Here is a 19,330-nt window from a genome sequence, read left to right on the forward strand (position 1 = left end):
TGCAGCAACTAATTCTTTAGGGAGCATCATGTCTGTCGCACCGGCCACAGCAGCCGACCTCGTCAGCCACATCTATGACCTCCAGCGTGCACTGCGCTGCGTGACCATGATCAACGTCAAAGGCCAGGACACCGGGATCGCCCTCCAGGGCGTACTCAGGTTCATCGGCGAAGGGGAGACCCGCGCAGCGCACCTGGCCGAGCGCCTGGGGGTCAGCGCGCCGGTGCTCAGCCGGCACGTGGCCGAGCTGGCTGACGCAGGCCTGGTGCTTCGCACGCCGGATCCGGACGATGGCCGGGCCCAGCTGCTGGCACTTTCCCCGCGGGGCAAGGAGAAGCTGGCGGAGCTGGTGCGGCACCGGGCGGAAACGCTCCAGGCGTACCTGTCGGACTGGAACGAGGACGATGCCGTTGCAACAGCCGCGATGCTGAACAAGCTCACTGCATCCCTGAAGAATTCCATCCGGGCAAGGGCGGCCGGAACCACCACCGAACAGAAAACGCAGGAGTCCATTAATGGCTAACGTCACCGCCGCCGCCGCGGACCAGGAGCAGGAGCGCCAGCGCGAACGCACCGCCAGACAGGAATCGCGGCAATCCAAGCGCCACGAACCGGGCGCGCCCATGAACCACCGGCAGATCATGGAGGCCCTGACCGGCCTCCTCGCTGCCTTCTTCACCGCCATCCTCAGCAGCACCATCGTTGCCAACGCGCTGCCCACCATCATGTCCGAGCTCAAGGGCACGCAAACGGACTTCGCGTGGGTCATCACGGCGGCACTGCTGGCCAACGCGGCCACCACCCCCATCTGGGGCAAGCTGGCAGACCTTTTCGACAAGAAGGTCCTGGTCCAGCTCAGCATCGTGATCTTCGTGGCCGGCTCGGTCATGGCAGGCTTCTCCGAAAACATCCCGTTCCTGCTCACCGCCCGCGTGATCCAGGGCATCGCCATGGGCGGCCTCACCGCCCTGGCCCAGGCGATCATCGGCTCCATCATCCCGCCGCGCGAACGCGGCAAATACTCCGGCTACATGGGCGCCGTCATGGCCGTCGGCACCGCCGGCGGCCCGCTGCTGGGCGGTTTCATCGTGGACAGCTCACTCGGCTGGCGCTGGACCTTCTTCGTCTGCGTGCCGCTCGCCGTCGTCGCCCTGATCCTGCTCCAGGTCACGCTGAAGATCCCCCACGTCCGCCGTCCTGCCAAGATCGACTGGTTCGGCGCCATCCTGTTGACCTCCGGCGTCAGCCTGCTCCTGATCTGGGTTTCCTTCGCCGGGAAGGCCGACTACTACGACTGGTGGTCCTGGCAGTCGGCCGTCATGGTGGGCGGCGGCGTCCTGCTGCTCGCACTGCTGGTCCTGGTTGAGTCCAAGGTGTCCGCACCGATCATCCCGCTGAAGATCATCTCCGAGCGCACCACGGCGCTGGCCATCGTGGCTTCCGTGGCCGTCGGCGTTGCCATGTTCGGTTCCTCCACCTTCCTGGGCCAGTACTACCAGGTGGCCCGCGGTGCAACGCCCACCGAGGCCGGCCTGCTCACGCTGCCCATGATCGCCGGCAACCTCGTCGGCTCGGTGGTCTCCGGCCAGCTCATCAGCCGCTACGGCAAGTGGAAGCGCTTCCTGATCGGCGGCACCATCCTGCTGATCGGCGGCCTGGCCCTCGCCGGCACCATGGACCACACCACCGAACTCTGGCTGACCGGCCTTTACACCGGCATCTTCGGCATCGGCCTGGGCATGCTCATGCAGAACCTGGTCCTCGCGGTCCAGAACACCGTCCAGGCCAAGGACATCGGCTCCGCCAGCGCCTCCGTGGCCTTCTTCCGTTCCGTGGGCGGTGCCATCGGCGTGTCCGTCCTGGGCGCGGTCATGGCCAACCACGTCAAGGACCTGGCCACCGACGGGCTCGCCAAGCTGGGCATCCAGTCCGGCGGCAACAGCGGTGCCACCCTGGACCTCAAGGACCTGCCTGCACCGATCGCGGACGTCATGCGCGCCGCCTACGGTGATGCCACGGCCGGCATCTTCATGATCTCCGCCGTGGTGAGCGCCGTTGCCCTCATCGCCGTGATTTTCATCAACGAAGTGCCGCTGCGCAAGACGGTCGACATCACCCCCGAGGCCGCGCTGCAGGCCAACGCGGCCGGTGAAGCGGGCATGACGGCTATGACCGGCCAGCTGCCCATGGTCTCCGCTGCCGCGCCGGACAGGGGCGCCCCAGCCGGGGACATCACCCCCCGGAGCGCCGTGCGGACTGCCGCGGCTCCCGCAAAAATGTACGACGCCGGTGCTGCCGCTGCGGCAGCAGCGTCCGGCAGGGTTGCCACGGAAGACTTCGAGGACGTCTTTGCACGCAGCTTCCGCTCGGAAGAGCTGGACCTGCGGTCCGCGGACAACGTGGACAAGGCCGCCAACGCGATTGCCAGCGCCGCTGACACCCTGCAGAAGCTGCAGGACACCCAGCACCTGCTGGCCCGCCAGCAGGCCGAACTGGGAACCATGGTGCTGGACATCCAGGAACAGCTGCGCTCCCAGCAGGAGGTGGCTGCCAGGCAGGCCGCCACGGCGGCAGAGCTCAGCCGGCTGCAGCGCAAGCTGCTGAAGGAACGCAAGATCCAGGCAGCAGCCGCGCTGTACCTGGCCGGTCACGGCCGGCACAGTGCCGCAGCCCCGACTGCCACTCCGTCCGCCGATGGTTCTTCGGAGCCGGACCAGGGACTGTAGCCGGCCCGCAGGCCGGCAATAAGCCGTCCCTGCCGGGGCCGGCCAAGCCCCCGGCGGAAAGCAACAAAGCCGCAGCCCGCACCTGGAAACCCTCCGGGTGCGGGCTGCGGCTTTCATGCAACATGCCGGCCTGTGGCGGTTGTGCCGGGCCCCCGCCGTCACCAGCGGGCGGGCGCGGGAAAAGATGCTCCGCCGGAGCCCAATTGTCGGTGGGCGTTACTAGAGTTGAGTCCATGCTCCTCACCCTCATACGGCGCTACTCCAAACCGTATTTGCCGTATATCGCCGCCGTGGTCATTTTCCAGCTTGCCGCCACCATCGCCGCGCTCTACCTGCCCAGCCTGAACGCCCAGATCATCGACCAGGGCGTGGCGCGCGGAGACACCGATTTCATCTGGCGAACCGGTGCGCTGATGCTCCTTGTGGCTTTCGCCCAGGTGGCTGCGGCCATCGCCGGCGTCTATTTCGGCTCCAGGACAGCCATGGCCGTTGGCCGGGACCTGCGCCGCGCCGTGTTCGGCAAGGTCACCAGCTTCTCCGCCAAGGACGTCAACGCGTTTGGCGCGCCCACGCTGATCACCCGGGGCACCAATGATGTCCAGCAGGTGCAGATGCTCCTCCTGATGGGACTGAACTTCATGGTGGCCACGCCCATCATGTGCATTGGCGGCATCATCATGGCGCTGCGCGAGGACCTGAACCTGTCCTGGCTGGTCTGGGTGTCCGTCCCGCTGCTGGCCGTGGTGGTGGGATACCTGGTGGTCCGGCTCATGCCGCTGTTCCGCTCCATGCAACGGAAGATCGACCGGATCAACGCCGTGCTGCGCGAACAGATCATCGGCATCCGGGTGGTCCGGGCCTTCGTGCGGGAACCTTATGAGACGGACCGCTTTGGCGGCGCCAACAAGGAACTCACGGACGTCTCGCTCCGCATCGGTGCCCTGTTCGTCCTCATGTTCCCGGCCATCAGCACGATCCTGCACCTGTCCACCGCCGCCGTGCTCTGGTTTGGCGGCCAGCGCGTGGACGCCGGTGCCATGCAAGTGGGGTCCCTGACCGCGTTCCTGCAATACCTGCTGCAGATCCTGATGGCCGTCATGATGGGAACCTTCATGGCCATGATGATCCCGCGCGCCTCCGTCTGCGCCGACCGCATCGGCGAGGTGCTCGACGTCGAGCCCTCCATCCACGACCCCCTAAACCCCGAGGCCCCGGCCGCCCTTGCCGGGGTGGTGGAGTACCGCAACGTGACCTTCGCCTACCCCGGAGCCGAGTCGCCCGTATTGAGCAACATCAGCTTCACCGCCCGGCCCGGTCAGACCATCGCCATCATCGGCTCCACAGGCGCCGGCAAGACCTCCCTCCTGTCCCTCCTGCCGCGGCTGTATGACCCCGCGGAAGGCCAGGTGCTGCTGGACGGGGTCCCCGTGGACAGGCTGGACCGTGCAGAGATCACTCGGCGCGTGGCACTGGTGCCCCAGCGCCCCTACCTGTTCTCCGGCACCATCGGGCACAATCTCCGGTTCGGCAAGACCGAGGCCACAGACCAGGAACTGTGGGACGCCCTCCTGGTCGCACAGGGCGAGTCGTTCGTCCGCGAGAAGAAGAACGGCCTGGACTCCCGGATCTCCCAAGGCGGCACCAACGTGTCCGGCGGACAGCGCCAGCGCCTCTGCATCGCACGCGCCCTGGTGACCAAGCCGCGGGTCTACCTGTTCGACGACTCCTTCTCCGCCCTTGACGTCGCCACTGACGCCCGGCTCCGCGCAGCCCTCAAGCGCACCACGTCGGACGCCACCGTGATCATCGTGGCCCAACGGATCTCCACCATCACCGAGGCCGACCAGATCCTGGTGCTGGACAACGGGCGGATCGTGGACCGCGGCACGCACGAGGAACTCCTGGAAACCTCGCCCACCTACCAGGAAATTGTTGAATCCCAGCTGAGCGTGGAGGAAGTGGCATGAGTCCCCGCAGGAAGGATGCCGATTCCGTGGAACAGGCCACACAGCCCGCCCCGCCGCAGGACGACGACTACTTCGAGGAGGAATTCACGCCCTCCGAGGCGGACGGGGACATGTTCGGTGGCATGCCCGCCAAGAAGGCCCAGCACTTCTGGCCTTCCGCGAAACGCCTCATGGGCCTCCTGAAGCCCGAGGCCATGGGCATCTACGCGGTGGTGGGCCTGGTGGTCATCTCCGTGGTCCTGAACGTCATAGCTCCCAAGATCCTGGGCCAGGCCATGGACGTCATCTTCGCCGGGGTAGTCGGCAGGCAGCTGCCGGCCGGCGCCAGCAAGGAGCAGTTCGTGGCAGGCCTGCGCCAGCAGGGCCAGGACAACTTCGCGGACATGGTTTCCAGGATGGAACTGGTACCGGGCACCGGCATCAACTTCAGCAGGCTCAGCATGCTCATCGCCATCGTCCTGCTCATGTACTTCGTGGCCAACATCTTCATGTGGCTGCAGGGGTACGTGCTGAACCGCATCGTCATGAAAGTGATCCGGCGGCTCCGCGACGATACCGAAAGCAAGCTGAACCGCCTGCCGCTGAACTACTTCGACACCCGGCAGCGCGGCGACGTGCTGTCCCGCGTGACCAACGACGTCGACAACATCCAACAGGCGCTCCAGCAGGCGTTCGCGCAGCTGGTGAACTCCGTGCTGACCGTGGTGGGCATTGTGATCATGATGTTCATCGTCTCCTGGCAACTGGCGCTGATCGCCCTGGTGGCGCTCCCGCTGTCCGGGGTGGCGGCCGGGTTGATCGGGGCCCGGAGCCAGAAGCTGTTCGCAGCCCAGTGGAAAAACACCGGGTCGCTGAATGGCCAGATCGAGGAATCCTTTTCCGGCCACGACCTGGTCCGCGTCTTCGGCCGGGACGCTGACATGCTGGCCCGGTTCGAGGAACGCAACGAGGCCCTGTACAAGGCAAGCTTCGGGGCGCAGTTCGTCTCCGGGATCATCTTCCCCGTCATGCAGTTCGTGTCCTACCTGAGCTACGTGGGCATCGCCGTGGTGGGCGGACTCCGGGTGGCCTCCGGCGCCATGTCCCTGGGCGATGCCACCGCGTTTATCCAGTACTCCCGCGAGTTCACCCAGCCGTTGGGCCAGATGGCCGGAATGGCCAACATGCTCCAGTCCGGCGTAGCGTCCTCGGAACGCGTTTTCGAATTCCTGGACGCCGACGAACAGGATGCCGAAACCGCCACCGAACACCTGCCGGCCAAAACCGACGGGCACGTGGACTTCAGGGGCGTCACCTTCAGCTACACCCCGGACAAGCCGCTCATCGAGAACCTGTCCTTCACGGCGGAGCCTGGCAACACCGTGGCCATCGTCGGGCCCACGGGAGCCGGCAAGACCACACTGGTGAACCTGGTGATGCGCTTTTACGAGCTCAACTCGGGCTCCATCATGCTGGATGGTGTGGACGTCACCCACCTCAGCCGCTCCGAACTGCGCTCCAAGGTGGGCATGGTGCTGCAGGACGCCTGGCTGTTCGGCGGATCCATCTACGACAACATCCGCTACGGCAACCTCGACGCCACAGAGGAGCAGGTCATGGCGGCCGCCAAGGCCACCTTTGTGGACCGGTTCGTCCGGGCGCTCCCCGAGGGCTACAACACCGTGATCGACGAAGAGGGCAACAACGTCAGTGCCGGCGAGAAACAGCTGATCACCATTGCCCGCGCATTTGTGGCCAACCCGTCGCTGCTGATCCTGGACGAAGCCACCAGTTCCGTGGACACCCGCACCGAGCTCCTGGTGCAGAAGGCCATGGCGGCGCTGCGCTCAGACCGGACCAGCTTCGTCATCGCGCACCGTCTCTCCACCATCCGTGATGCGGATACGATCCTGGTTATGGAGAACGGACGAATCGTGGAACAGGGCAACCATCAGGTGCTGCTCGCTGCCGGCGGGGCCTACCACCGCCTCTACATGTCGCAGTTTGCCGGGGCGGACGCCGGGGACTTCCCGGTTGACGATTCGACGGCGGTGCGCAGCTGAGCGCGCACGGCGGCCAGCGGATCGAGGTGCTGGTGCCGATGCGCTGGGGCGACATGGACGCCTATGGCCACATCAACAACGTCCAGATCGTGCGGATGCTGGAGGAGGCCCGGATCGCAGCCTTCGGACCGCCTCGGGGTGCGGGCCTTCCGGGCATTGAGCCCCCGGTGTCGCTGTTCAACGACGTCCCGGCCGGGACTCTTGCCCTGGTGGTGGACCACAAGATCCGTTACGTCCGGACACTGGAGTACCGCAACGTTCCTGCGGTGGTCCAGGTATGGATCGGTGCCGTCAAGGGCGCCAGCTTCGACATCCACTACCTGCTCCAGGACCCCGTTACCCGGGAGGACTGCGTGAAGGCGAGCAGCCATCTGGCGTTCGTGGATGAAGCCACGGGCCGGGTACAGAGGCTCAGCCAGGAACAGAAAGACCGGATGGCCCCCTACAGGCACTAAGACTCTGGACAGCCGGCACCGGACCTACTGGACTGGAACCACGTTGTACACCGAAAGGAAGCGCTCATGGCCGGCAACAAGAACCGCACCGCCCGGAAAAAGAAGACCTGGAAGGAAATGTCACCGGGTGCCAAGATGGGCACCATTGTGACGGGCCTGGTTCAGGTGTCCCTGCTGGTTGCCGCCCAGCGCGACATCTCCCGGCGGCCGGCAGAACTCATCAACGGGCCCAAGGCCGCGTGGCGGGCGGCGTCCTTCGTCAATTTCATCGGCCCCATGGGTTACTTCATCTTCGGCCGGAAGCACTCCGCCACCGGCAAGTAGTCCCCGCTGGCAGGAGGGCGGCCGGCACCCGTGGAGCGGCCGCCCAGCTTGACCCTGTAAATTTGAGGGCATGACCCCCACTGCCACTGTTGCCATGACCCGCGCCCTCGGCATCTCCAGGGAGATCGAGGACGCGGCATGGTTCGTGTTGGGTCCCGGCCTCCAAGGCAAGGCCTCGCCCCTGGACGGCCGCACCAGGACATGGTCCGTTCCGGCAGCCGCGGAGCTGCTCGACCGGCTGGACCGCGGCATCGCCGACCCCAAAGCCCCGATGATGACGAACCTCCGCGAAAACCTGGAGGGTGCCACGCGCGGAGCAAAACAGCTGGCCGTGGAGCTGCTCTTCCTCCAGTCCCTTCCGCTGGCCCACGAAGTGAAGTCCCTCAAGGTCAAGCGCGCCCGCGTGGCCGAAGCCGCCGGCTGGCTGGAACCGCCGCTGGAACTGCCAGAGGAGCTGTACGCCGGGATGACCGACCACGGCGTAATCCGGGACCGGACCGCCGAATTCAACTGGACCATCTGGGACCACCTGAAGTGGCTGTGCCGGTTCGTGCGGAACGTTGCCCAGCGGCCGGCTGCCGTGGTGCAGGCGGCCATCAAGGACCCCCTCCAGTTCCACCGCCTCGCCGCATCCACCCCCGACGACCAGCCCGCCATCCGCCGGAGCATCGAATTCCTGGCGTGGCCCAGCTACTTCGAGCCCGTCGTGGCGGACGTGGAGCGGCAGGAGATCCGCGACGCCTTCGCCTCCCTGGTGGGCGGCGCGAAAGGCGACGGGGAAGAGGACATCACCGCGGACATCCACCGCATCCGGCTGCACCTGGACGAGCAGGCCGGCCAGCGGATCGACTGGTACTCCCGCCAGCTGGTCAGCCAATGGCGCAAAGTGGGCGACCCCGGCCGGCGCGCCTGGCTGCTCCGGACACACAGCGACCATGCCGAGCTGCTCACCGCATGGCACGGCGAAGAGAAGGTGACCCTCGACGTCGAGCATCTCCGCATGCTGGACCCCGGCGTCACCGCCGGCCTGGTGCAGCACGCCGTGGACGAGGACTACAAGCACCTCGGCTACGTGGAACGCGAGGACACCAAAACCGCGGTCTTTGCCTTCCTGACCGTCATGAAGCCCGGGGACCTGGTGCTGTACCAGCACGCCGGAACCGTTCGGCTGGGCGGCGTGCTGGGGGAGCCCCAGTACAACGACGACAACCGGCGCCTGCGCCGCAAGGTGCGCTGGTTCGACGACCGCCATACCGCCACCAGCCTTCCCCGGCACGTCCAGCGCCAGCTCGCCACCCCCGGCATCGTGGTGGACGTGACCCGCGTGGTCCAGGCGCTGCAGGCGCTGCTTCCGGCGGAGGCGGAAACCGAGCCCGACTGCGATGCTGACGGCGCCGCCGTCGTCCCCCCTGTCCAGGAGGGCTTCCGCCCTCTGACGCAGGAATTCGCAGCCTCGCTGCACATGGAGCTGGAGCCCCTCCAGGAGATCGCCGACCTGCTGGAGGAGAACCGCCAGCTGGTCCTCTACGGCCCTCCCGGCACGGGCAAGACCTACCTGGCCAAGCACCTCGCCGCGGAACTGGCGGACGACACCACGGACGAACGCGTCAAGCTGGTCCAGTTCCACCCGTCCTACGCCTACGAGGACTTCTTCGAGGGCTACCGGCCGGACAAGACGGATGAAGGCCAGGTGTCCTTCAAGCTGGTGGCCGGTCCGCTGCGCCGCCTCGCCGAGGAAGCCGCCAAGCCCGGCAACGAGAAAAAGCCGTACTTCCTGATCATCGATGAGATGAACCGCGCCAACCTGGCCAAGGTGTTCGGCGAGCTGTACTTCCTGCTGGAGTACCGCGATGACCGGATCTACCTGCAGTACAGCCCCAACGAGCCGTTCACGCTGCCGGACAACCTCTACATCATCGGCACCATGAACACCGCCGACCGGTCGATCGCGATGATGGACGCGGCCATCCGCCGGCGCTTCTCCTTCATCGAGCTGCACCCGCAGACGGAGCCGGTCAAGGGTTCCCTGCTCCGGTTCCTGGAGGCCCGCCAACTGGACACCACCCCGGCGCTCCTGCTGGACGCGCTCAACGGGGCCATTGACGAGTGGGACCGGGACCTGATGATCGGCCCGTCCTATTTCATGAAGCCGGCAGCCCAAACCCCTGCAGGTCTGCGCCGGATCTGGAAGTACGAGCTCATGCCGCTACTGGAGGAGCATTACCACGGCCAGCTGACGCGGGCGCAGCTGGAGGAGCGGTTCGGGCTGGACCAGCTGCTGGGACGCGTTGCAGCGCGCTGACCCCGGCGCGTCCGTGCGGCACCTGGTCCTGGACGAGCTGTCCACCGGGCTGGTTGAGCGGCTGGATGCGCCAAGCGCTTCCTTCCTGAATTCCAGTGGCCTGGCCAAGGCCTCGCCCATGGGCATGGGGCTGTACCGGATCGAGCCGGTAGGCAAGGTGGGTTCGGTACGCACCTCCACGGTCCAGCTGGACGTCCGGCCCAAGGACCGGCTGGGGCTCAGCCGGCTCCTGTTTTTGCTCAGCTACGCGGGGGAGCAGGGGTTCCGCCCGGAGCTGGTGGCGGCGGACGAGGACCGGGAGCTATGGAGTGCGCTGGCGGAGTCCCTGGCGCAGCTGGCCGAGCGTGCCCTGGGCCGCGGGGTCCTGCAGGGCTACCTCACCGTGGATGAATCCCTGCGCACGGTCAAGGGCCGGATCCGGATCTCGGACCAGATATCCCGCCGCCCCGGCATGCTGGTCCCGCTGGAGGTCTCTTACGACGAGTTCACCGAGGACATCGCCGAGAACCGGATCCTGCGCGCCGCCCTGGAACGGATGGGGCAGGTGCCCGGCGTCCGACCCGAGGTGCTGGGGCGGCTGCGCCAGCTGAAGGGAAAGCTCGACGCCGTCACCCGCCTTCCAGCGGGCGCCCCGGTGCCGCCGTGGACGCCCACCAGGATGAACCTGCGCTACCACGCAGTGCTGCGCCTCGCGGAGCTGGTCCTGTGCAACGCGTCCGCCGAGGCGGGGGAGGGCAGGCAACAGACAGCGTCGTTCGTGGTGGACATGGCCCAGGTGTTCGAAGACTTCGTGGGAACGGCACTGCGCAGTGCGATGGCGTCATATCCGGGGGAGCTGCGGCTGCGGTACAACGCCCTCCTCAGCGAGGCGGTGCGCGATTCCGACCGGCTGTCCGTGCGCCCGGATGCCGTCCACATGCTCGGCGGACGCCCGGTGGTGGCCTACAACGCCAAGTACCGGGCGGCCTCGGATGCCGGCGCGTCGCTGACTGCGGACCACTACCAAATGCTGGCCCACTGCACCGCGCTCGCCGTGCCCACCGCCTGGCTGGTCTACGCGGGCAAAGGCGAGATGAAGCTCCGCCGCATCCTGAACACCGACCTCGACATCGTGGAGTTCCCGCTGGATCTCAGCCAGCCGCCGTCGGCCATCCTGGCATCCATCCGGGACCTTGCCTCCCAATCCTGGGGCGAGGTGCTCAGGACCGCTGCACCGGAACCCGGAACGTAAACGTCGTTCCCTCGCCCAGCGTGCTCTCGACGTCGATGGTCCCGCCGTGGGCTTCCACGATCGCCTTGCTGATGGGCAGGCCCAGGCCGACGCCCGGGATGGCGGTGCGCCGGACGTTGCTGGTCCGGAAGAACTTGGCGAACACCTCGGAGGTGTCCTCCGGACTCATGCCCATCCCCGTGTCCTTGACCCGGCAGGCCAAATGGCCGTTTTCCCGCGCCAGCGACACCACCACCTCGCCGCCGTCAGGGGAGTATTTGATGGCGTTCGACACCAGGTTGTCCAGGACTTGGGAGATCCTGGCGCTGTCCACGCGGGCCTCCAGCCGTTCCGGGGTTTCCGCCCGCAGTTCCACGCCGGCTACGGCTGCGCGGGGCAACGCCGAGGACACGCTGCTGCGCACCAGTTCGGCAACATCCACGGCGTCGGGCGAGACGATCAGCTGGCCGTTCCGGCTGGCCAGCAGGTCCGACACCAGGGTCAGGAGGCGCTCGGAATTCCGGCGGATGATCTCCAGCATCTCCCGCTCAGGCTCGTCCGGATCATCGGCCAGCAGGATCTCAACGTAGCCCAGGATGGACGTCAGCGGGGTCCGGAATTCGTGCGAGACGCTGGAGACGAAGTCGTCCTTGGCGGTGAGCGCGTTCACCAGGTCCGTGACGTCGCTGAAGACAATCACCGAGCCGGTGAAGTTGCCGTCGGAGTCCTTCATGGCCCGGGCCGTGGTCACGAGTGCCCGCTGGTCCTTCCCGTCACCCAGCCAGACCAGGTAATCGGTGAAGGTTTCGCCCAGGACGGCGCGGCGCACGGGACGCTCCTGGACGGGGATCAGGGTTTTCCGGTCCGGGCCGTAGACCAGCAGCTGCGATTCGTTGGGGTCCGCAATGTTCTTTGGCCGGGCCAATTCATGGTTGGCCCGCTGCTTCCGGTTCATCAGGATGTCATGGCCGTCGGCATCAATAGCCAGCACGCCCAGATGCACGGTATCCAGCACAGTGTTCAGCAGCGATTCCTGGCGCTTGCTGGTCCGCAGGTTGGCCCGCAGCTGCTCGTCCTTCTCTTCCAGCTGCTTCTGCTGGCGCATCATGCTCAAGGTCAGGACGCTCACGGACACACCGATGCCCAGCATCATGACGGGCAGCAGCAGTGAGCGCGCGAAATCCTGCGGCGTGAAATTTCCCTTCAGGAGCAGCGGCACCCAGATGATGGCCAGCGGTCCAAGGAAGGAGAACCAAAGCGCGGCCCTCGGATAGTAGCCGGACGCGCAGAGCCAAATGACGGGGAAGACGGCCAGCAGGCTGATCCCTGTCAGGCTTTCCTGGCCGCCTTCGCGGCCTGCGCCGATGGAGATGAAGTCCAGCAGCGGGATGGCGAGGAAGCTGGTGTAGGGCAACCGGTCCCAGGGGATCACGTAGCAGAGCGCCATGATGGCCAGCTGCGAAACAAGGAACGTAACAAAGAGGGGATTGCCCATGGTGTCCGGGAAGAACGCCCACACCAGGAAAGCCGTGAGGAGCGTGGTCACGAACAACGGCATCTGGCTCAGGGCCACCCGGTCCGTCAGCCGGTACTCATGGAAGGGCCGCTTGAAAAACCGCAGCCGGCCCGAGGACCAGGCAGTGGGGTCGCTCATGGCGCGGGGGACGCGGATGTGGGGGTGTGCGGGACCATACCAGCAGGATATCCGCAGCCAGCTATACTTCAGACGTTGGCACTGAGGGGGCTCTATGAGTGAGGCACGTGTGGGTCTGGTCATCGAAGATGACCACGACATTCGGGAACTGGTTCGCACTGTGCTGACCCAGGCTGGATTTGAGGTAACTGTCGCCAGCGGCGGCGCCGAGGGCGTCCTGATGGCCAAGAGCCTTAATCCCGATGTCATTACCCTGGACCTGGGGTTGCCGGACATCGACGGCTTTGAGGTCTCCCGGCAGATCCGCGAGTTCTCGGATGCCTACATCGTGATGCTGACGGCGCGCACCGAGGAACTGGACACCCTGATCGGGCTCGAATCGGGGGCCGATGACTACCTCACCAAGCCGTTCCGCCCGCGGGAGCTCCGCGCACGGGTTGCGGCCATGATGCGCCGGCCGCGGTCCGTTCCTGACCCGCACGAAGTTTCGGTGGATGCCTCCGTGGACAGCGCGGCCCATCCGGAGCGAGGAAACTTCACCCACAACGGCCTGGAGCTCAGCTACGCCTCCCGCACCGTCACCGTTGACGGCAAGGAGATGAACCTGACCCGTACGGAGTTCGAACTCCTTTACGCGCTCCTGGAAGCAGGAAGGACGGTCAGGACCAAGTCCGACCTGGTGCGGCGGCTCCGCGATGAGGATTACGACGTCGGCAGCTACATCAGCGAAGCAGACGAACGTTCCGTGGAGGTCCACATGGGGAACCTGCGCAAAAAGCTGGGCGACTCACCGCAGCAGCCACGGTGGCTGCAAACCGTTCGCGGGGTGGGCTACCGTTTGGCCCCGGGGCAGCACTGAGCCTGCAGCCGGTGCATGGTCTGCCTGCTGCACTGGGTGATGGGCCGCAGATAGGTGGCGGCCAGCCTGGGCAGCGCCACCGCCATGTCAGCGTGGCGCGCCTCGGCGCGGATCTCGTTCTCCAGTTCCAAAGCCAGTCCGGCCAGGCGCTCTGCTCCCACCATCTGGCTTGACGTCTTCAGGCTCAGGACCGCGTCCATGGAGCCCTCCAGGTCCCCCGTGGTCAGGGCCAGCCGCAACCGGCCCAGCCGCTGGGGCAGGTACTCGATAAAGTTCCCCACGAAGACGCGGCTGTAGCCTTCCTCCTCCTCGAGTTCATCCCGCAGCCGGTCCAGGACGGACTGGTCTACCAGCGGCCTGGGGGCATCATCTGATGTGCTCATGACACTCCTTTCTGCTGGTTTTGTAGACTCGGGAATCTGGGCGGTGAGGCCGGAACGCTTGCTCTTTTTCAGGTTAGGACTGTTCCCAGGACCTCGCAGAAGACTCGGCAAGAATTGTGGTTTTCTTGATGGGAGGGCGGATTTTTGCCCATAAAATCAAGGCCAGTGCTTTCTGCATTGACGCCACCGGCGGCCGCGGCCGCCTCTCAATCTGGGGATAGATTGCCGTGTTCCGAATGCTTAGGTCCTTATTTGTCGCGCTCATAATCGGGGTTGGATTGGCGGTTTCCGTCATCCAGCCGGCCAGCGCAGCAGCCACGTCACCGCAAGTTTCGCTCAATCCCACCTCCGGACCGGCCGGTTCCGCCGTGACGGTCGCCGGAACCGGGTTCAGGGCCTCCACCACAGGCACCGTGATCGTCGGGTCCACCACGTTCGCGTTCCAAACAACCTCGACGGGTGCGTTCAGCACAGGCATCACCATTCCGGCGGCGGCTACCGGGAACCTCACCATTACCGCCAAGACGTCGTCCATCAAGGCATCCGCCACATTCGTGGTCCAGGCGGCTCCGGCTCCGGCGCCCGCACCGGCGCCGGCCATCAGTTCCGCCGCCCTGCGCTTTGGAGCGGCAACGCCGGGGGGACCCCTGGCCAGTTCGGAACTGGACGAGGTTGCCACCGTGTCCGGGGAAATCCCTTCCATCGTGATGAGTTACAAGGATTTCCTGCAGTCCCCGCCCATCACTGAGCTGGACGCTGTCCGCTCCCGCGGAGCCACGCCCCTGGTTACCTGGGAGCCGTGGGCATGGGGAGGCGGCGTCAACCAGCCGGCGTATTCGCTGGCCCGGATTACTGCCGGGGACTTCGACGGGTACATCAGCCAGTGGGGCCAGTCCCTCGCGGCCTGGGGCAAACCGGTCATGCTGCGCTTTGCCCACGAGATGAACGGCAACTGGTATCCCTGGGCCGAAGGCGTCAACGGCAACCAGCCCGGAGATTACATAGCCGCCTGGCGGCATGTGCACGACGTCGTTGCCGCCACGGGCGCCGCGAACGTCCAGTGGGTCTGGTCGCCCAACGTGCCGTACTGGGGCTCCACTGACCTGGCAGGCCTGTACCCGGGCCCGGGCTACGCGGACATCGTGGCCCTGGACGGCTACAACTGGGGCACCTCGCAAACCTGGAGCAGCTGGGTTTCCCCCGTGGACCTCCTCGGCCCCGGCATCTCCCAGCTCCGCACCCTGGCCCCCGGGAAACCCGTGCTGGTCGCGGAAACGGCGTCCAGCGAACTGGGCGGTTCCAAAGCGACCTGGAATACGGACCTGGTGTCCTACCTTGCCGCCCAGCCGGACGTGATGGGCTTTGTCTGGTTCCATATGCAAAAGGAAACAGACTGGCGCATCAACAGCAGTGACTCGTCGGCGTCGGCGTTCAAGTCCGCCCTGTTGGCTCGAAGAAGCTAGGGGATAGGGGATAGCTGCTCCGAAACTGTCAGTGGCGGCTGCCTGATCGCCGGCAACCCGTTTATCCTGCCGCGCCAGGATCAAGGACAGTGGCCGGAGCAGCGAAAGATTTCCTCAAGATTGGCTGTTTACAGGCCTTCAGGCGCCGGCTTCGAGGAAGTGCACCAACTGGGCTTCGAGTGCTGATCGATCCTTCAGTTCGCACTCCCAGACCGTCAGCACTTCCCAGCCGGCGTCTTCCAGCTTCCGGCGCTGGCCGGCGTCGCGTTCCCGGGTCCGGCTCCGCTTTGCTGCCCAGAACTCGGCGTTGGCCTTCGGGGCGTGCAGGCCCACCCTGCAGTCGTGGAAATGCCAGAAGCAGCCGTTGACGAAGATCACCTTGTGCCGGGCGGCGAAGACGAGGTCAGGATTGCCTGGCAGCCTGGTGCTGCCGGACCTGCCGTGCAGCCGGTACCGGTAGCCCCTGGCGTGCAGGAGCTGCCGCACCAGCAGCTCGGGTTTGGTGTTCTTCCCGCGGATCCGGGACATGTTCCAGCTGCGCTGCTCAGTAGTGAGCCTGTCTGCAGCGGGCTTGGCAGCGCTGGAGTCGTCCGGCATCCTTCCAGTCTAGGAGGGCCTAGATCTCCCGTTCCGGCTGTTCGCCGAACACGAAGTGCCGGCCGCTGACGGAGGTTGGGTCGATCTCCACGTAGAAGTCCTTGAGCGTGGGGACCCAGGTCTTCAGGCCCAGTTCTTCGATGGCAGCGAGCTCGTCCGAGTTGCTGAGGACCCTTGCCGTCCCCCGGAGGACAACGGACCAGGCCTCCTGCGACAGGATGCCATCGGTTTCGAACAGCACCTTGGCGTTGATTGTGAGTTGCGCCAGTTTGTTTCCAGGTGCCGTGCGCAGGTAGAGCTTCCGGTTGGAGGTCACGTAATTCACCGGGAAGATGTCCGGTTCCCCTGCGACGGAAACCACCAGCCGGCCATGCTGCGTTGCCGCCAGAAGCCGCCACGACTGCTCATCTTCGAGTTCCAGGACAGGATTGCCGTCCGCGTGTTCAAACATCATGCGGCCATTCTTCTACGTGGAGTAGAAAAGCGCCAGAGGCTTTGTGCCCCATTTCCTCCGCTTTATGACAGCACAGTCAAGGCTTAACAGTTCGGAAACAGGTCTGTGACCGGGCTGTATTTCCCGCTGGATAGCGTCGCACGCAGGGCCATGACGGCTGAAGGCAAACGAAAGCGACGCACCCAATGGGCAACGACACAGACACAACGCAACTGCTGGAACCGGCGGCACCCGCTGGTGCCGCCGTCGTCGGACGTTCTCCGGCAATCCCTACGGCGGGCAACACTGCCGCCCTCAACGCCACCAAGGAAAGCCTGGAGGATTACACGCTGCGGTTCGCGCCGCGGTCCTACCGCAAGTGGAGTGCGGGCGTGGTGGCCACGAGTGCGCTGGGCGGCATCGCCTACCTGGCGGACTTCTCGATCGGGGCGAACATCGGCATCTCCTACGGGACGGTCAACGCGATCCTGGGAATCCTGGTGGCGGCCGTGGTCATCTTCGCCACCGGCTTTCCCTTGGCGTACTACGCCGCGCGCTACAACATCGACCTGGACCTGATCACCCGGGGCTCGGGCTTTGGATACTACGGGTCGGTGGTCACCAACGTCATCTTTGCCACGTTCACTTTCATCTTTTTTGCGCTGGAGGGCTCCATCATGGCGCAGGGGCTGGAGCTGGGGCTCGGCATTCCGCAGTGGATGGGATACGCCGCGTCCACGGTGATCATCATCCCGCTGGTCATCTACGGCATGAACACGCTGGCCAAACTCCAGGTGTGGACCACCCCGCTCTGGCTGCTCCTCATGGTGGTGCCTGTGGGATACCTGCTGGTCTCGCACCCGGAGAGCATCGACAGCTTCTTCGCCTACACCGGAGCAACGGGCGACGGCGGGCCCAACCTTGCGTCCGTGATGCTCGCCGCCGGCGTGTGCCTGTCCTTGATGGCGCAGATTGCCGAGCAGATCGACTACCTCCGGTTCATGCCGCCGCGCACTGAGGCCAACCGGAGCGCCTGGTGGCGCGCAGTGATCCTGGCCGGCCCGGGTTGGGTGATCTTCGGGGCCATCAAGCAGATCGTGGGCCTGTTCATCGCCATCTACCTGATCGCCACGCTTGATCCTGCCGCCTCCGCCACGGCCAATGAGCCCGTGCACCAGTTCCTGGGCGTGTACCAGGAGATGATGCCCGCGTGGCTGGCCATGACGCTGGCCGTGGTGCTGGTGGTCATCTCGCAGATCAAGATCAACGTCACCAACGCCTACTCCGGCTCGCTGGCCTGGACCAACTCCTTCACGCGCATCACCAAGACCTACCCGGGCCGGATGGTGTTCGTGGTGGTGAACCTGCTGATCGCGCTGGTCCTGATGGAAGCGAACATGTTCGATTTCCTCAACACCATCCTCGGGTTCTACGCCAACTGCGCCATGGCGTGGGTTGTCACCGTGGCGTCCGACATTGCCATCAACAAGTACCTGCTCAAGATTTCACCCAAGGTGCCTGAGTTCCGCCGCGGCATGCTGTACGCCGTGAACCCTGTTGGCTTCGTGTCCATGCTGGTCTCCGCAGGGGTTTCGATTGCCGTGTTCTTCGGGGCATTTGGAACTGCGATCCAGCCGTACTCGCCCATCTTCGCGGTGGGGCTGGCGCTGGTCCTGCCACCGGCGCTCGCGGTCCTGACCCGCGGCCGCTACTACCTCCGCCGGACCGACGACGGGATCGACCTGCCCATGTTCGACGCCGACGGGAACCCCAGCGACGCCAAGCTCCTGTGCCACGTGACGGGGTTGGAGTTCGAACGGCCGGACATGGTGCGGTCCGCACAGGACGCGTCCGACGGCGGCCCGCAGTATGTTTCGTCGCTCGCGTTGTCCACGGACAAGACGGGGGAGTTGGTCCTGCCCGCACAGAAGTAGGGTTTTGTTTCCTTGATTCTTTATTGACGGGGGAGCCGGTGCACTTTATGCATCGGCTCCCCTTATGACTTTTTGCCGGCCGGACCTGGTGGTAGAACGGTGGGCGGTGCCTGTGGATAAGTTTGATCGCCAAATTGTGACGTGGGCTACCCTTAAGGCACTGTTCGGAGCAAGCCGTCTTGAAACTACTGGGGGAATAGCGGCCCATGACATCACAGAACTCCTTTACGTCCCGCGCTGTGCCGTCGGGAGCAGCAGCCCTTGTTGTCGGTTTGACGCTCGCTTTGTCCGGCTGTAACTCCGGAGGGTCGCCGGGGCCGGGCGGCACTTCGTCCCAGGTAGCGGAGGAAAAACCTACTGCCAGCGCCACGGCCACTCCCACCCCAACGCCGAATGCCGTCTACAAGCCTGCCGACGCCTCCGGACCCGCCCAGAACGTCCCCGTGCCTGTGCTGCCCGAGGTAGCTAAGACGGAGACGAAGGAAGGTGCAGAAGCGTTCGCCAAGCATTGGTTCTCGGTTCTGAGCTATGCCTATGAGACGGGTGATGCTGCCTTATTCGAGAGTATTGCTCCAAGCCCATGCGAAGCGTGCCAGAAGGTTAGCAAGGTGATCAAAGATTGGCACTCTGAGGGCCGCTGGTTGGTTGGAGGAAAGCTTTCAACGCCTGTCGCAAATACGACATTCACTAAGGGCCAGAATGGCACGTATCAAGTCGCAGCTCAGGTTCACCAGGATCCTCTGATTTATATGAGGGCCGATGGAACCGTGGCTCGGACAGATCCTCAGGCGCCTGACCAAGGAAATCTGCTCGTCCTTTCCTACGCTGACGGAAAATGGTCGGTGGTTGAGCTCGGAAACATCGTCGGATAGACATGTCCCCTTCGCGGCTGCTCTCTCTGCTCTTCGTGGCGGTCATGTCCGTTTTGTTCACGGCGTGCCCCGCGCTTGCGGAAGGTGGTGAAGATCCGGAATTTGGCGG

The 19,330-nt window shown here is 65.3% G+C and carries 16 protein-coding genes; 12 read left to right on the forward strand and 4 right to left on the reverse strand.

Going from position 1 to position 19,330, the window contains the following annotated elements; translation table 11 throughout:
- The first annotated feature begins 28 nt into the window (after positions 1–28).
- From MRBLMD1_RS21635 to MRBLMD1_RS21670, 8 genes are all read left to right on the forward strand, one after another.
- A complete protein-coding gene (locus MRBLMD1_RS21635) occupies positions 29–523 on the forward strand; it encodes a MarR family winged helix-turn-helix transcriptional regulator (RefSeq protein WP_364403620.1) in 495 nt (164 codons plus the stop codon).
- Positions 516–2,726 (forward strand): MDR family MFS transporter, encoded by a 2,211-nt coding sequence (locus MRBLMD1_RS21640; protein ID WP_364403623.1) that lies wholly within the window; start codon positions 516–518, stop codon positions 2,724–2,726. Before MRBLMD1_RS21635 ends, MRBLMD1_RS21640 begins: the two co-directional genes overlap by 8 nt.
- 233 nt (positions 2,727–2,959) lie before the next feature.
- Complete coding sequence (locus tag MRBLMD1_RS21645) at positions 2,960–4,693, forward strand: ABC transporter ATP-binding protein (RefSeq protein WP_364403626.1); 1,734 nt, start codon at positions 2,960–2,962, stop codon at positions 4,691–4,693.
- A complete protein-coding gene (locus MRBLMD1_RS21650; protein ID WP_159632800.1) occupies positions 4,690–6,735 on the forward strand; it encodes an ABC transporter ATP-binding protein in 2,046 nt (681 codons plus the stop codon). Before MRBLMD1_RS21645 ends, MRBLMD1_RS21650 begins: the two co-directional genes overlap by 4 nt.
- A gap of 38 nt (positions 6,736–6,773) precedes the next feature.
- Positions 6,774–7,190, forward strand: a complete 417-nt coding sequence (locus tag MRBLMD1_RS21655; protein ID WP_224025132.1) for an acyl-CoA thioesterase — start codon at positions 6,774–6,776, stop codon at positions 7,188–7,190.
- Between the two features lie 66 nt (positions 7,191–7,256).
- Positions 7,257–7,514: a PLD nuclease N-terminal domain-containing protein gene (locus MRBLMD1_RS21660; RefSeq protein WP_159632798.1), complete on the forward strand. Its 258-nt coding sequence runs from the start codon at positions 7,257–7,259 to the stop codon at positions 7,512–7,514.
- A 70-nt stretch (positions 7,515–7,584) separates the two neighbouring features.
- Complete coding sequence (locus MRBLMD1_RS21665) at positions 7,585–9,816, forward strand: McrB family protein (protein ID WP_364403631.1); 2,232 nt, start codon at positions 7,585–7,587, stop codon at positions 9,814–9,816.
- On the forward strand, positions 9,803–11,047 hold the full coding sequence (locus MRBLMD1_RS21670; RefSeq protein ID WP_364403634.1) for a 5-methylcytosine restriction system specificity protein McrC: 1,245 nt from the start codon (positions 9,803–9,805) through the stop codon (positions 11,045–11,047). The genes MRBLMD1_RS21665 and MRBLMD1_RS21670 overlap by 14 nt, the downstream gene beginning before the upstream one ends.
- Here the strand turns inward: MRBLMD1_RS21670 and MRBLMD1_RS21675 are convergent.
- Complete coding sequence (locus tag MRBLMD1_RS21675; protein ID WP_364403637.1) at positions 11,016–12,680, reverse strand: sensor histidine kinase; 1,665 nt, start codon at positions 12,678–12,680, stop codon at positions 11,016–11,018. The genes MRBLMD1_RS21670 and MRBLMD1_RS21675 overlap by 32 nt on opposite strands.
- Before the next feature lie 94 nt (positions 12,681–12,774).
- On the opposite strand from MRBLMD1_RS21675, the gene MRBLMD1_RS21680 reads away from it, so the two are divergent.
- Positions 12,775–13,539, forward strand: a complete 765-nt coding sequence (locus tag MRBLMD1_RS21680; RefSeq protein ID WP_364403639.1) for a response regulator transcription factor — start codon at positions 12,775–12,777, stop codon at positions 13,537–13,539.
- Here MRBLMD1_RS21680 and MRBLMD1_RS21685 read toward each other — a convergent pair.
- Positions 13,512–13,922, reverse strand: a complete 411-nt coding sequence (locus MRBLMD1_RS21685) for an Hpt domain-containing protein (RefSeq protein WP_159632795.1) — start codon at positions 13,920–13,922, stop codon at positions 13,512–13,514. The two genes, MRBLMD1_RS21680 and MRBLMD1_RS21685, sit on opposite strands and share 28 nt — an antisense overlap.
- Positions 13,923–14,158: 236 nt before the next feature.
- Here MRBLMD1_RS21685 and MRBLMD1_RS21690 point away from each other — a divergent pair, with 236 nt between their 5' ends.
- On the forward strand, positions 14,159–15,385 hold the full coding sequence (locus MRBLMD1_RS21690) for a glycosyl hydrolase (RefSeq protein WP_364403642.1): 1,227 nt from the start codon (positions 14,159–14,161) through the stop codon (positions 15,383–15,385).
- 138 nt (positions 15,386–15,523) lie between these two features.
- Here the strand turns inward: MRBLMD1_RS21690 and MRBLMD1_RS21695 are convergent, their stop codons facing one another.
- Positions 15,524–15,982 (reverse strand): very short patch repair endonuclease, encoded by a 459-nt coding sequence (locus MRBLMD1_RS21695; protein WP_364403645.1) that lies wholly within the window; start codon positions 15,980–15,982, stop codon positions 15,524–15,526.
- 19 nt (positions 15,983–16,001) lie between these two features.
- A complete protein-coding gene (locus MRBLMD1_RS21700; protein WP_159632792.1) occupies positions 16,002–16,436 on the reverse strand; it encodes a pyridoxamine 5'-phosphate oxidase family protein in 435 nt (144 codons plus the stop codon).
- Positions 16,437–16,621: 185 nt separating this feature from the next.
- Here MRBLMD1_RS21700 and MRBLMD1_RS21705 point away from each other — a divergent pair, with 185 nt between their 5' ends.
- Positions 16,622–18,349, forward strand: a complete 1,728-nt coding sequence (locus MRBLMD1_RS21705) for a purine-cytosine permease family protein (RefSeq protein ID WP_364403648.1) — start codon at positions 16,622–16,624, stop codon at positions 18,347–18,349.
- Positions 18,350–18,555: 206 nt separating this feature from the next.
- Positions 18,556–19,221 carry a DUF6318 family protein gene (locus tag MRBLMD1_RS21710; RefSeq protein ID WP_364403651.1) on the forward strand — a complete coding sequence of 222 codons (666 nt, stop codon included), beginning with the start codon at positions 18,556–18,558 and terminating at the stop codon, positions 19,219–19,221.
- Positions 19,222–19,330 lie beyond the last annotated feature (109 nt).

Origin of the sequence: Pseudarthrobacter sp. LMD1-1-1.1, from assembly GCF_040676255.1 — a bacterium.
Lineage (GTDB): Bacteria > Actinomycetota > Actinomycetes > Actinomycetales > Micrococcaceae > Arthrobacter.

Bases quoted from the DNA above. Each gene is read 5' to 3' on its own strand.
- MRBLMD1_RS21675 (WP_364403637.1), bottom strand. From the start codon at position 12,680: ATGAGCGACCCCACTGCCTGGTCCTCGGGCCGGCTGCGGTTTTTCAAG.
- MRBLMD1_RS21645 (WP_364403626.1), top strand. From the start codon at position 2,960: ATGCTCCTCACCCTCATACGGCGCTACTCCAAACCGTATTTGCCGTAT.
- MRBLMD1_RS21650 (WP_159632800.1), top strand. From the start codon at position 4,690: ATGAGTCCCCGCAGGAAGGATGCCGATTCCGTGGAACAGGCCACACAG.
- MRBLMD1_RS21695 (WP_364403645.1), bottom strand. From the start codon at position 15,982: ATGCCGGACGACTCCAGCGCTGCCAAGCCCGCTGCAGACAGGCTCACT.
- MRBLMD1_RS21660 (WP_159632798.1), top strand. From the start codon at position 7,257: ATGGCCGGCAACAAGAACCGCACCGCCCGGAAAAAGAAGACCTGGAAG.
- MRBLMD1_RS21635 (WP_364403620.1), top strand. From the start codon at position 29: ATGTCTGTCGCACCGGCCACAGCAGCCGACCTCGTCAGCCACATCTAT.
- MRBLMD1_RS21705 (WP_364403648.1), top strand. From the start codon at position 16,622: ATGGGCAACGACACAGACACAACGCAACTGCTGGAACCGGCGGCACCC.
- MRBLMD1_RS21690 (WP_364403642.1), top strand. From the start codon at position 14,159: ATGCTTAGGTCCTTATTTGTCGCGCTCATAATCGGGGTTGGATTGGCG.
- MRBLMD1_RS21665 (WP_364403631.1), top strand. From the start codon at position 7,585: ATGACCCCCACTGCCACTGTTGCCATGACCCGCGCCCTCGGCATCTCC.
- MRBLMD1_RS21655 (WP_224025132.1), top strand. From the start codon at position 6,774: ATGCGCTGGGGCGACATGGACGCCTATGGCCACATCAACAACGTCCAG.
- MRBLMD1_RS21640 (WP_364403623.1), top strand. From the start codon at position 516: ATGGCTAACGTCACCGCCGCCGCCGCGGACCAGGAGCAGGAGCGCCAG.
- MRBLMD1_RS21685 (WP_159632795.1), bottom strand. From the start codon at position 13,922: ATGAGCACATCAGATGATGCCCCCAGGCCGCTGGTAGACCAGTCCGTC.
- MRBLMD1_RS21680 (WP_364403639.1), top strand. From the start codon at position 12,775: ATGAGTGAGGCACGTGTGGGTCTGGTCATCGAAGATGACCACGACATT.
- MRBLMD1_RS21700 (WP_159632792.1), bottom strand. From the start codon at position 16,436: ATGATGTTTGAACACGCGGACGGCAATCCTGTCCTGGAACTCGAAGAT.
- MRBLMD1_RS21710 (WP_364403651.1), top strand. From the start codon at position 18,556: ATGACATCACAGAACTCCTTTACGTCCCGCGCTGTGCCGTCGGGAGCA.